Origin of the sequence: Kordiimonas sp. UBA4487 (assembly GCF_002389025.1) — a bacterium.
Taxonomy (GTDB): domain Bacteria; phylum Pseudomonadota; class Alphaproteobacteria; order Sphingomonadales; family Kordiimonadaceae; genus Kordiimonas; species Kordiimonas lacus.
In genome coordinates this window covers 1-12,287 of sequence record NZ_DGNR01000006.1, presented here as the reverse complement: position 1 = coordinate 12,287, position 12,287 = coordinate 1, and the positions used below count along the sequence as shown (strand labels likewise).

The window sequence follows — 12,287 nt, the reverse complement described above, 5'->3', positions numbered from 1 at the left end:
AGTTTTTCAACGGAATAGGCCATGAGCGGACATGGGCCACCCCCTCTTATCTAAACTGATTTCAAGACCGTCCGCGCAATCTGTGATAATTATGGTGTATCCGTTGCTTAGATGTACGGATGCCGGGGCGGCCATGAAGATGCGTGGCCTCGTGCGGTAGAAAGGGGGACGTGAATGCTAGAGAAATGGTTCGGCAAAGATATTAAACTCACCGAAAATGATTGGGCGTACGTCTTTGATAACCGGACAGATCACGACAATCAGATGCGAAATTATCTTTTGAGCAAGCCCTCGGAGGTGATCCATGCCAACTACATTGAAGGCACTCGCAATCTTACCATTGACGGGGTAAACGTTTGCAATCATGGACCATGGCAAACTATTTGCCGAAGATATTTAGCCTATCGAGAACACTACGACAGAAGGCAATTTGAGCAACGCAATCGTAAGATCGCAGTTGCCGCTTTTGCAGTCAGCGTAATTGCGCTGTTCCTGTAGACTCGCGCTAGACTATTGCGGCCATGGGACCTGATGCACTCATGTTGCAATTACCCTTTTGAGGAGGAATGAATGCACCGTTTCAAAAGCTGGTGGCGCTATCTGCAGAAGCCGACATTGGCAATAGGGTTTGTCATTGGTTCGATCGTAACTGGGCTTGGAACTACAGTTTTTGTTTGGCCTTGGCTTAAAGATTATGAGGGCATTGCAGGAGGCGTCATGGCGTTAGGCGTAGCCGCCTGGACAATCTCACTCACCTTCTTTCATCGGGAGGAAGACAAGTTTTTCGCTGATCAAAAAGCGCGGTTGAGATTGCGTCAGTCCATCGTAGATGGCCATGCGCTTAATAACACAAGAGAGTTTATTGCTGCCTCGGCAGACTTGGCTCATTTTCCGAACAATGCTTGGGACTTCTTTTACAAAACTGCAGCAGCCGCTGAGCATAGCAGGTTGCTTGACAATTACTTAGCCGAAATTGGCTACTGTCAGACGGAATGCCTAGATTGGTTGAAGGCCTGTGATCAGGAAAAGCGCTATGTTGTGTTTCAAGGAAAAAACGACCCTCATGCTGCATTTCTGAAAGTGTTGGGAAGAGAAACTGAAAACTGAAACCGTCAATGACCACTTTGGGTCGAAAGCTGTATTTCAGGGGCTGGGTTGACAGGCATAGTATCAGTGGGCAGGGCAGCCATCACCGCCAAGCCTGTGGCGATAAAGTCTGGCGCTTCTGAAAAGCCTTGCCCCGCATCCCCCATTCCCCCATCCTAGCCGCCGGTTCACAAACACACCTCGGGGGAGGGCTTATGGCTGGCGCTGGTACGGGCGAAAATTCCGCCTATCCATCATTCTCATCACGCATCGCGTTCATCATTGTCACCGCCGGCTCTGCCGTGGGGCTGGGGAATGTGTGGGGCTTTCCCTATGTGGCGGGGCAGAACGGCGGCGGCGGCTTTGTGCTGATTTACCTGCTGGCGCTTGCGCTGGTGGCCGCGCCCGCCTTCATGGCAGAGCTGATGCTGGGGCGCATGGGCAAGGCCTCGCCGCCCACGGCGCTCGGGCGGCTGCAGGCGAAAGTGGGCAGCAAACTCCACTGGCCGCTTGTGGGCTGGACCGGGCTTGTGGGCACTATTCTGGTGCTTTCCTTCTATGCGGTGATCGCGGGGCAGGCGATGGACTATATGCTGGAGGCCGCGGGCGGCGGCTTTGCCGGCTGGTCAGACGCGGACGTTCAGGCGCTCGACGCCAATTTCAAATCCAGCATGCCGATGATGGCGCTGTGGTCGGCCATCTTCATGGGGCTGACTGCGCTGATCGTCTCCTTCGACATCAACACGGGGCTTGAGAAAGCCGGCAAGGTGATGATGCCGCTTCTCTTACTGATCCTCCTCGGGATGGTCATTTATTCCGGCAACATGGGCGATTTCGGCAAGGCGGTGGATTTCCTGTTCGGCTTCCACGAAATGGAATTCACCCCGCGCCTGTTCCTGGAGGCCATGGGGCAGGCCTTCTTCACGCTCGGCGTGGGGGTGGGCGGCATCATGACCTACGGCAGCTATATGGGGCGGGACGTCAACCTGCCGCGCGCCACCTTCTGGATCGTGGCGATGGACGTCTTTGTGGCGCTCGCCGCAGGCCTCGCCATCTTCCCGCTGGTGTTCTCAAGCGGGGTGGACGCGGCGGCGGGGCCGGGCCTCGTGTTCCTCACGCTGCCCTTGATTTTCGCCGACATTCCGGGCGGGGCCGTGGTGGCCTTCGCCTTCTTCCTGCTGCTGACCTTCGCGGCGGTCACCTCATCCATTTCGCTGCTGTCGCCCACTGTGGCGCGGCTGGAGGAAGCCGGATGGTCCCGCAGGAAGGGCGCGGCCATGATGGCAGGGCTGGCGGTCGTTATCAGCCTGCTGACCTCCTACAGTTTCGCGGGCGGCAAGGATGTGTTCCCGCTGGCCGCACTCGGCCTGGGCGGCATGACCTTCTTTGACCTGATCCGCGAAGGCGTCAGCAATTTCATCCTGCCGCTTTCGGGGCTGGCCTATGCGCTGATGGTGGGCTGGGCGCTAAGCCGCGAGGACGTGCGGCAGGCGCTGCCGATGGCAGACGGCCCGCTGTTCCGGGCGTGGCATATGGTGATCCGCTATGTCGCCCCCATCTGCATCACCGCGCTGTTTGTCGGCGCCGTGGCGGGGTAAGGCTTGTCCTCGGGCGGAGGCACGCTAAGTCATGTCCTCAAGGATGCAGGAGGGATGCATGAGCAGCATGGGCGAACCGGAAATCATCAAGGCAGGCGGGTTTGACCTGGCGGTCTACCGCGCCGGGCCGGATGTGAAGGATGCCTCGAAGCCACCGGTGGTGCTGATGCACGGCTTCCCGGAAGTGGCCTACAGCTGGCGCGCGCAAATAAGGGCACTGGCAGACGCGGGATACCCGGTGTTCGCGCCGGACATGCCGGGTTTTGGCGCCTCAAGCGCGCCCGAGGGCCAGGCCAACTACACCATGGACAAGCTGACCGCCGCGATGGGGGCGATGCTCGATCATTACGGCATAGACAAGGCTGTGTTCATTGCCCACGACTGGGGCGCGCTGGTGATGTGGCAACTGCCGTTTTACGCAGGCGACCGGGTGCAGGGGCTTGCGGGCCTCAACGTGCCGCTGCTGCCGCCATACCCGGTGGACCCGATGGACATGTTCCGCGCGCGCTTCGGCGACAAGATGTATATCGTGCGCTTCCAGACTGAGGGCGCGTGCGAACCGGTCCTGGAGGCCGACATGGCCGCCACCTTCCGCTATTTCCTGAGAAAGCCGGACGCCAACACCCCGCGCCCAACCGATATCCCGTTCGCGGAAAAAAGCCTCGATCTGATCGGGCATCTTGAAAAGGGCGAAGGCGCGTGGGGCGGCAGCCCGCTGATGTCGGACGCGGACATTCAGGTCTATGTGGACGCTTATTCGAAGAACGGCTTCACGGCCCCCCTGCATTATTACCGCAACATGAGCGCCAACTGGCTGGACCAGAAGCGGTTCCTGGACGATGAGGGGAATTTGCCGAAGGTTAAGCAGCCGTGCCTGATGATCACCGCCGAGCTGGACCGCGCCTGCCCACCCGAAATCGCGGTGGCGATGCCGGATATGGTTGAAACCTATGAGCAGATAGACCTGAAAGGTTGCGGCCACTGGAGCCAGCAGGAACGCCCTGATGAGGTGAACGCTGCGCTCCTGGATTGGCTTGGCCGTCACTTCTGAGGCGACGGCCAAACCTGAATTTTATCCCTTAGTTCGAACGCGGCAGTTCACATTGGTCCTGGCGCTTGCGGTAGGGGTTATCGCATTCCCAGTCATTGCCGGAATAATCGATATGAGCATTTTCGGGTAGGACCAGTGTCCGACAGCTGTTGCCGAACTGCATGAAGCCGCGCTCGCAGCGCCAGCTATTGCCGTCTTCCACCAGGTAGGCGTTTTCCGGCACGTCCACTTTCTGGCATGTCTCGTTGAATTCGGTGTAGCCACGATTACAGCGCCAGCCGCTGCCGTAGCTTTGGTCAACGAAATAGCCGTTTGCTGGCACGATGATTTCGGTGCAGCTGTTGTTGGTGGCGCGGAAGCCGCGCTCACAAGCCCAGCCGTTGCCGTATTTGCCGTCGGTCAGGAAGGCGTTTTCAGGCAGCTCGATCTTGGTGCACTGGCCGCCGTCGGTGCGGTAGCCGCGCTCACATTCCCAATTGTTGCCGGACGCGTTCAGGTAGGCGTTATCAGGCAGGTTGATGGGCACGCAAGCCTTGTTGTTTTCTTCGAAACCGCGCTTGCACGCCCAGCCCGAGCCATAGCCGCGGCCGGTGGCATAGGCATTTTCCGGGATTGTCAGCTTGTTGCACTGGCTGTTCTTGCGCTGGAAGCCGTCGTCGCAGCTCCAGCCAGAGCCGTAGCGGTCCTGCGATGCATTTTCCGGCGGTTGATTATTGTCATCCTGAGCAAAGGCAATGCCGGTCACCAGCAAGAGGCTGAATGCGGCATAAAAGGCCAGGGGAAGGGACTTGAACATGGTGGAATCTTTCCGGTTGCGGAAGCCGCCGGAATTGGCGCCTGTCCATGGCTCGGGCGGGGCGAACCCCACCCGATTATTCTGACAGGCTGGGCCCGTGTCAGGCGCTTTGGCGCCGACCGCTGGCCCGTTGGGAGCGTTCGATATTGCCAAGCATGCGGCTGAGGCCGGCGTTTTCGCCGCCCTGATTGCCGCGACCGCCTTTGCTGCCCTGGCTGTTTTGGTTGCGCTTGCCAGACTGGCCGTTCTCGCCGTTAAGGGCATTTTGAGCACCCTGGCCATTGCGGCCTTTGCTTTTCTGTGGCCGGCGACGCTTGCGGTTTTCACCAGTAGGCGATGCATCTGCGCGGGCTGGTGCCTTGCGGGGCTCCTGCGTGCGTTGATCGCCTGCTTTGGCGCCTTCAGGCTTGGCCCGACCGTTTCGCGCGCGACCACGGCCAGATGTGCCTGCAGGCTTGCCGCGACCACGGCCAGCAGATCGTTTGCCACCGGGTTTCTCCGGGGCTTGCTCAGGCACGAGGTCCGTCGCGCTCAGCTCGTCCAGCTCAATCTTGAAGCCGATCAGCTTCTGGATATCGCGCAGGAATTCGCGTTCGCTTTCATCGCAGATGGAAATCGCGATGCCGGTTGCGCCGGCGCGTGCCGTCCGGCCAATACGGTGAACAAATACCTCAGGCACGTTCGGCAGGTCGAAGTTGAACACGTGCGAGACACCGTCCACATCGATGCCGCGCGCGGCGATGTCAGTGGCCACAAGGATCGGCACCTTGCCGGCCTTGAAGGCGTCCAGAGTGCGAACGCGCTGGCTTTGGCTCTTGTTGCCGTGAATGGCGTCCGCTTGGATGCCGTTCTGCACGAGTACCTGCGCCAGCTTGTTGGCGCCGTGTTTGGTACGGGAGAAAACAACCGCGCGGTCGATATCCTCGCGGCGCATCACGTCCACCAGAATCTGGCGTTTATTGGATTTTTCCACATGGATAACCGATTGTGTGATGCGCTCAATCGGTTTCGATTGCGGCGCAACAGACACTTCAACGGGCTTGTAGAGGAAATCTTCGGCAAGGCCGCGGATCTGCTTTGGCATGGTGGCCGACAGAAGCGCAGTCTGGCGTTTTTTCGGCAGGGCCTGCATGATCCGGCGGATGGCCGGCATGAAGCCCAGGTCCAGCATCTGGTCTGCTTCGTCCAGGATGACCGTGTTGGTCTGGTCCAGCATCACGGCGCCTGTGCTCATCAGGTCCTCAAGCCGGCCGGGCGTGGCGACAAGAATGTCAACGCCGCGCGACATGGCACGAATCTGAGGGCCAGCCTTGGCACCGCCAACGATGACCGCGCTTGAGCTTTTCAGGTACTTCCCATAGGTGCGGATGGCATCCTCGATCTGGGCCGCGAGTTCACGCGTTGGCGCCAGAATGAGGGCCTTGCAGCTTTTCGGATACGGCATTTTGCGAATTTCATGAACGCGCTGCAGCAGCGGCAGAACGAAGGCGGCGGTTTTACCGGTGCCTGTCTGTGCGATTCCGACAATGTCCTTGCCGTCGAGCATGGCTGGGATAACACCCGCCTGGATTGGAGTAGGCGTGGTGTAGCCTTCGGCCGTCAGGGCACGAAGGATGGGCTCGGCGAGACCGAGCGTATTAAATTCTTTCAAGTGTAAGCTTTCACATACCACGGTATCGCGCCAAACCCGGCGGGCGCACCGTCAAAAATATTCAGGGAAGCTTGCAAAGATCAGCTGCCGGGTCGTGTTGGGCCTGCGGGATTTCCCGGGCCGATTAGCAAGGCAACGATCTTGTGAGGAAAATTGCTCAAGTCAGGGACCGCCAGCGACTGTTCTTATGATTTCGCTATCTTCGCGCGGTGTGATGTGTGCCTTAGAACACGAAACAATAAGAAAAGCAAGGAAATGCGCGCGGCGGCCTGTGCGGGGCCGGGTGCGGGGCCGAGTGCAGGCGGTGTTTATTCCTCAAAGGTCGCCAGGTATTTTTTAACCAGCGCAGACAGCGTTTCGCGGTCCGCATCCGACAGGCGGCTTGTGAGATCCTTCTGGGTTTCCACATGGGCGGTGACTGCCTCATCCACCAGTTTGAAGCCTTTGTCGGTAAGCGCGATCAGGAAGCCGCGGCCGTCATCCGGGTTTTTGATCCGTTCCACCAGCCCGGCTTTCACCAACTGGTCAATGCGGTTGGTCATGGTGCCGGAGGTGACCATGGTCATGTCCATCAGCGCGCCGGGCGACAGGCGGTAAGGCGGGCCGGAACGCCTGAGCGTGGCCAGTACGTCAAAAGCGGCGGCATTCAGGCCAAACTGGTTGAAGGTTTCGCCCGTGGCCTTTGATGTATGCTGCTGCAGTTTCAGAAGCCGCCCCAGCAGGGCCATGGGCGCGGTGTCCAGGTCTGGCCGCTCCTTCGCCCATTGTTCAATGATTTCATCAACATGATCCATGCCCGACACTTTTCCACGAAAGTATCTTGACTTCAAGAGAAATATTATTATCTTGAGGTCAAGATAAATGACAAAGGCAGTGTGATGAGTAAGCGTGCGGACATTCTGACAACAGCGATCGCCCCCGTGATCTGGGGCTCCAGCTATATTGTGGTGACCGAGTTCCTGCCGGGCGAAGACCCGTTCATGGTGTCCATGCTGCGGGCACTGCCTGCGGGGCTGTTGCTGCTCGCGCTGGTGCGGCGCCTGCCGCAAGGCATCTGGTGGGGCCGCATGTTCCTGTTGGGCGCGCTGAATTTCACCATCTTCTGGGGGCTGCTGTTTGTGGCGGCTTACCGCTTGCCGGGCGGGGTTGCCGCCACGCTGGGGGCAGTGCAGCCCTTGATGGTGTTGTTTATTTCCCGCTATGTGCTGGGCACCGGAATTTTGCCCATCGCGGTTGGTGCCGCCTTTATCGGCATTCTTGGTGTGGCCATGCTGGTGCTGTCGCCGGGGGCGGAGTGGGATATGATCGGCATTGCTGCAGCAGCGGGCAGTGCGGTTTCCATGGCGTTCGGCACGGTGCTCAGCCGCCGCTGGCAGCCTGATGTGTCACCGCTGACGATCACGGCATGGCAGCTTACGGCGGGGGGGCTGCTGTTGATCCCCGTCGCTTTCACTGTTGGCAGCGGTACGATCACACTGAACAGCGACACGCTGTTTGGCCTGGGCTATCTGTCGTTGATCGGGGCTGCGGCCACCTATCTGTTGTGGTTCCGGGGGGTATCCCGCTTGCTGCCATCTGAAATTTCACCGCTTGGGTTCCTCAGCCCGGTAACAGCGGTGGTGCTGGGGTGGGCGCTCCTTGGGGAAACCCTTTCCACACAGGCCCTTCTGGGCATTCTGCTGACGCTGGGCAGCGTATGGCTGAGCCAGAATGCAGCGACCTTCACTTTCTTCTTCAAAAAGACTGTCTCTCAGGGAGCGTGAATTATGAATATCATCGTTTTTGGTGCAGCGGGCGCTGTTGGGTACCGGGCTTTGAAGGAGGCGCTTGCGCGCGGCCACAGGGTTGCCGCGGTGGTGCGGCGGCAGGAACAGGCGGCGGATTTTCCCGATAGCGTTGCCGTGCATGTGGCCGATGTGTTGGGGGCAGATGACCTGCAGCCCCTTCTGGCAGGGCAGGACCTTGCGATCAGTGCGCTGAGGCCACCTGAAGGGTGGGAGAAACTGCTTGTACCCATGACCGAGAAGCTCCTGCGGGAGGCCGGGAAAGCCGGCGTTCGTATTCTGGTCGTGGGCGGCGCAGCCAGCCTGAAGCTCAAGGGCAAGGACACCACTGTGTTCACGGAACCGGGTTTTCTGCCTGAACACCTGGTCCCCATCGCGACGGCATGCCAGGCGCAATATGAGCTTTGCCTGAAGAATACAAAAGCTGACTGGTCATATCAGACACCACCGGCCATATTGACGCCAGGCGACCGCACGGGCAGGTACCGGCTGGGCGGTGACGTGATGCTGACAGACGAGGACGGGCAGGCGCGCATTTCCATGGAGGATTTTGCCGTCGCCCTCTTGGATGAAGGTGAACAGAGGCGCCACCGGCGGCAACGCTATACGGTGGCCTATTGACAGGGTGCAACTGACAGGAAGATTTTTATGCCCCACTGGACCGCTTTAATCGAAGGCTTTCTGGTATCAATCGGCCTGTTGCTGGCCATCGGGCCGCAGAACTTCTATGTGCTCAGGCAGGGCCTGAGGCACCGGCACGTGTTTGCCGTCACCACCACCACATTCATCTCCGACGTGCTGATGATTTCGCTTGGCGTGATGGGTGTGGGGCGCCTGTTTGCCGATAACCCGACCGTCGCTTACTGGCTCGGTTGGGGCGGGGTGGCGTTCCTTGTGTGGTTTGCGCTCAAGAGCCTGAAGGGCGCGATCTGGCCTGATGTGATGACCGACGACCGGATCGAGGCGTCGGCTGGCTCCGCCGCCGGGCAGGGCGTGCGTATTGCCATCCTGCACGCGCTGGCGTTCGCGTGGCTCAATCCCTGGGCCTATGTGGACACCATGGTGCTGATCGGCGGTGTCAGCGTGAAATACGCTACGGACGCTGCGCGGCTTGGGTTCCTCATCGGCGCGGTGGTGGCTTCCGCCCTCTGGTTCTACAGCATCGGGTACGGTGCCAAAAAGGCCGCGCCCTTGTTCAAGAAGCCCGTCACATGGCGGGTGCTGGACGGCGTCATTACCGCCGTGATGCTGGGTGTGGCAGCGGTGCTTGCGCGCCACCAGCTCAGCCTCTAAAGGACGGTTGCAAACACCGGAAAACTGGTTCAAGCTTGGCCCCTGATGACGACTGAAAACAGTACGAGGGGGATAAAGTGCAGCTTTGTGGACATAGTGTTTCACCCTATTTCGAGCGGGTGGTGATCGCCCTGGATATGAAGGGTGCGCTCGATCAGATTGAGCTCGCGGGCGTGCCGGGTGGGTTCAAGTCAGAAACCCACTTCAGCCACCATCCCATGGGTAAAATTCCATTTCTGATCAAGGATGACGGCACCAGCCTGACCGAAGGCCAGGTGATCGCCGAATATCTGGACCGGGTGCTGGACGGCCCTGACCTCACGCCCCATGATTTCGAAGACGCGACCCGTGCGCGCCTGATCGCCCGCATCCTCGATCTTTACTATGCCGAAGCCGTGAAGCCTTATGGCCGCATGGCCTTTGGCGGTGAAGCCACGGACGCAGAAGTCGAAAAGGCCAAAACCCAGGATATCCCAGCGGCTTTCACCTACCTTGAGAAATATCTGGGCGATGGCAGCCGCGCCGTGGGAGACGATTGGACGCTTGCGGACGCCGCGCTGATTTCCCACCTCTATTGGTATGGCGCCCTGAAGGTGCGCTTCGGCCTTGAAGGCTATGACGCCTGGCCCAAGCTGAACGCCTACTGGGAGACCGTGAAAGACACGGACATCGTTTTGCGCTCCTTCGACCGGGTGAAGCATTCCTATGATGAATTCTTTGGCGGGGACGACAGTTGAGCGACCAGACAGGCTATACAGCGCGCTGCCTGTGCGGCGCAGTGAAGGCAGAGATTGTGGCCAAGCCGCTGTGGGTCAGCCACTGTCATTGCCCTTCTTGCCAAAAGGCCACCAGTGCTGCCTTCGCCACCTATGTGGGGTTTGATGCGGCCGCAGTGCGCTTCACCGAGGATGAGCCCAAATTTTATAAATCCAGCCCCGGCGTCAAGCGGCGCTTCTGCGGCGCCTGCGGCAGCCCGGTGAGTTTTGAAGGTGAGGCCTGGCCCGGGGAAATCCACCTGCACGCCGGCTTCATCAATGAAACCGACGACCTGCACCCGGAAAGCCATGTGTATGTCAGAAGCCGCAAGGCCTGGGCCAAGACAGACGACGGCCTGCCCACCTACCGCATGTTCCCAAAGGATGAGGGATGACGATGGCGATTATTCGCGATCATCTTTATGAAAACTCTGAAGATTTCTTTGCTCTGGATGGAAGCGCAGTCATGTTTCTGTCTTCGGCAGCTGCGATTGAAGTTTGTTTGCAGTGTGCGAGCAAGGGGCAGGTGGTCCTTGGAATCGAGGGAGGCAATTGGAAGGCCCAACGGTTTCAGATAGCTCTTGACTGTATATTCGATGGTGTTGAGCCTCCGGTGACAGCGAATGCGGCCCACGAAAACAACGTGCGGATATCGGAAGTGATTAAAAAGGAATGCAAAAAGAGGGATGTGTTTATCGTTACCAGTATGAAGATGGATGGTAGCGAAGACTGAATGATCTTGAAGAGCACACACCGCTTGTCCCGCGCGCCAATCTGCGTTAATTGAGGCGCAAAGTTTTTTCCAGAATGAATAAGGAACCAAGCCCGATGGCTGCCTATCAATATGTCTATCAGATGCACAAGCTCACCAAACAGTATCCTGGTGGCAAGCAGGTTCTGAATGGTATTTCCCTGAACTTCCTGCCCGACGCGAAAATCGCGATCATCGGTCAGAACGGCGCCGGTAAATCGACGCTGATGAAAATCATGGCCGGCTATGACACCGAATTCGGTGGCGAGGCCTGGGCCGCTGACGGCATCCGCGTGGGTTACCTGCCGCAGGAACCGCAGCTGAATGCAGACAAAGACGTGCTCGGTAACGTCATGGAAGGTCTGGCGTCTACGCAGGCGCTGGTGGACGAGTTCAACCAGGTGGCTGGCGACTACGGCATGGACCCTGAGAATATGGACCTCCTCAACAAGATGGGTGAGCTGCAGGAAAAGATCGACGCGGCTGACGCGTGGGACCTGCAGTCACAGGCGGAAGTGGCGATGGACGCGCTCTGCTGCCCGCCGAACGACTGGTCCGTCGACAAGCTTTCGGGTGGTGAGAAACGCCGCGTGGCGCTTTGTAAGCTTCTCCTCGAGAAGCCTGAAATCCTGCTGCTTGACGAACCAACCAACCACCTTGACGCCGAAACCGTCGCCTGGCTTGAGAAGTTCCTGCAGAACTACAAGGGCTGTGTGATCCTCGTGACCCACGACCGCTACTTCCTTGATAATGTGGTGGGCTGGGTGCTTGAGCTTGACCGCGGCCAGGGCATCCCGTTCGAAGGCAACTATTCAGCCTGGCTTGAAATGAAAACCAAGCGGATGGCGCAGGAAGAGCGCGCCGACAAGGCACGTCAGAAAGCCATGACCGACGAGCTGGAGTGGATCAGGCAGAGCCCGAAAGCGCGGCAGGCGAAATCCAAGGCGCGGATCAAGGCTTACGATGAAATGCTCGAGCAGCAGCAGGAGCGCGTGGCCGGCCCGGCGCAGATCAAGATCCAGCCACCAGCCCGTCTGGGCGGCAAGGTGATCGAAGCCAAGGGCCTGACCAAGGCGTTCGGCGACAAGCTTCTGTTTGACGGCCTCGACTTCAGCCTGCCACCAGGCGGCATCGTGGGCGTGATTGGCCCGAACGGCGCGGGTAAAACCACGCTCTTCAAGCTGATCACCGGCCAGGAAAAGCCGGACGCGGGCACGATTGAAGTGGGCGATACGGTGCAGCTTGGCTATGTGGACCAGTCGCGTGACGCGCTGGACGCAAACAAAAACGTCTGGGAGGAAATCTCGGGCGGGCATGACATGTTCTATTTCGGCAAGCATGAGGTCTCGACCCGCGCTTACGTTGGCGCCTTCAACTTCAAGGGCGGCGACCAGCAGAAGAAGGTTGGCCTGCTGTCGGGCGGTGAACGGAACCGTGTGCACCTGGCGAAGATGCTCAAAGAGGGCGGCAACGTGCTCCTCCTCGATGAGCCGACCAACGACCTTGATACCGAAACGCTGTC

General features: G+C 59.1%; 14 protein-coding genes. 11 read left to right on the top strand and 3 right to left on the bottom strand.

The features are described 5' to 3' along the window. Window positions 1-174 precede the first annotated feature (174 nt). The 4 genes from B3Z17_RS04975 (at window position 175) to B3Z17_RS04960 (ending at window position 3,735) form a co-directional block, all read left to right on the top strand. Window positions 175-498, top strand: coding sequence for a hypothetical protein (locus B3Z17_RS04975; RefSeq protein ID WP_286828814.1), 324 nt, complete (start codon window positions 175-177; stop codon window positions 496-498). Between the two features lie 72 nt (window positions 499-570). Further along, window positions 571-1,107, top strand: coding sequence for a hypothetical protein (locus B3Z17_RS04970; protein WP_286828813.1), 537 nt, complete (start codon window positions 571-573; stop codon window positions 1,105-1,107). Between the two features lie 194 nt (window positions 1,108-1,301). Next, window positions 1,302-2,684, top strand: a complete 1,383-nt coding sequence (locus B3Z17_RS04965; protein WP_286828812.1) for a sodium-dependent transporter — start codon at window positions 1,302-1,304, stop codon at window positions 2,682-2,684. A gap of 58 nt (window positions 2,685-2,742) precedes the next feature. Continuing rightward, entirely contained in the window at window positions 2,743-3,735 is a 993-nt protein-coding gene (locus B3Z17_RS04960) for an alpha/beta fold hydrolase (protein ID WP_286828811.1), read from the top strand. A 28-nt stretch (window positions 3,736-3,763) separates the two neighbouring features. Here the strand turns inward: B3Z17_RS04960 and B3Z17_RS04955 are convergent, their stop codons facing one another. From B3Z17_RS04955 to B3Z17_RS04945, 3 genes are all read right to left on the bottom strand, one after another. Continuing rightward, window positions 3,764-4,603: a hypothetical protein gene (locus tag B3Z17_RS04955; RefSeq protein WP_286828810.1), complete on the bottom strand. Its 840-nt coding sequence runs from the start codon at window positions 4,601-4,603 to the stop codon at window positions 3,764-3,766. Window positions 4,604-4,631: 28 nt separating this feature from the next. Continuing rightward, window positions 4,632-6,182 carry a DEAD/DEAH box helicase gene (locus B3Z17_RS04950; protein ID WP_286828809.1) on the bottom strand — a complete coding sequence of 517 codons (1,551 nt, stop codon included), beginning with the start codon at window positions 6,180-6,182 and terminating at the stop codon, window positions 4,632-4,634. Between the two features lie 308 nt (window positions 6,183-6,490). Further along, complete coding sequence (locus B3Z17_RS04945) at window positions 6,491-6,976, bottom strand: MarR family winged helix-turn-helix transcriptional regulator (RefSeq protein WP_286828808.1); 486 nt, start codon at window positions 6,974-6,976, stop codon at window positions 6,491-6,493. Window positions 6,977-7,060: 84 nt separating this feature from the next. Here B3Z17_RS04945 and B3Z17_RS04940 point away from each other — a divergent pair, with 84 nt between their 5' ends. The 7 genes from B3Z17_RS04940 to ettA all read left to right on the top strand — a co-directional run. Beyond that, complete coding sequence (locus B3Z17_RS04940; RefSeq protein WP_286828807.1) at window positions 7,061-7,945, top strand: DMT family transporter; 885 nt, start codon at window positions 7,061-7,063, stop codon at window positions 7,943-7,945. Window positions 7,946-7,948: 3 nt separating this feature from the next. Further along, window positions 7,949-8,587 carry an NAD(P)-dependent oxidoreductase gene (locus tag B3Z17_RS04935; protein WP_286828806.1) on the top strand — a complete coding sequence of 213 codons (639 nt, stop codon included), beginning with the start codon at window positions 7,949-7,951 and terminating at the stop codon, window positions 8,585-8,587. A gap of 27 nt (window positions 8,588-8,614) precedes the next feature. Further along, window positions 8,615-9,259, top strand: a complete 645-nt coding sequence (locus B3Z17_RS04930; RefSeq protein WP_286828805.1) for a LysE/ArgO family amino acid transporter — start codon at window positions 8,615-8,617, stop codon at window positions 9,257-9,259. Window positions 9,260-9,336: 77 nt separating this feature from the next. Then, window positions 9,337-9,996, top strand: a complete 660-nt coding sequence (locus B3Z17_RS04925; protein WP_286828803.1) for a glutathione S-transferase family protein — start codon at window positions 9,337-9,339, stop codon at window positions 9,994-9,996. Continuing rightward, window positions 9,993-10,409, top strand: a complete 417-nt coding sequence (locus B3Z17_RS04920; RefSeq protein ID WP_286828802.1) for a GFA family protein — start codon at window positions 9,993-9,995, stop codon at window positions 10,407-10,409. Before B3Z17_RS04925 ends, B3Z17_RS04920 begins: the two co-directional genes overlap by 4 nt. Next, on the top strand, window positions 10,406-10,747 hold the full coding sequence (locus B3Z17_RS04915; protein WP_286828801.1) for a colicin immunity protein: 342 nt from the start codon (window positions 10,406-10,408) through the stop codon (window positions 10,745-10,747). The genes B3Z17_RS04920 and B3Z17_RS04915 overlap by 4 nt, the downstream gene beginning before the upstream one ends. Before the next feature lie 95 nt (window positions 10,748-10,842). Next, a partial coding sequence (ettA, locus tag B3Z17_RS04910; RefSeq protein ID WP_286828800.1) for an energy-dependent translational throttle protein EttA occupies window positions 10,843-12,287 on the top strand: 1,445 nt, incomplete at its 3' end.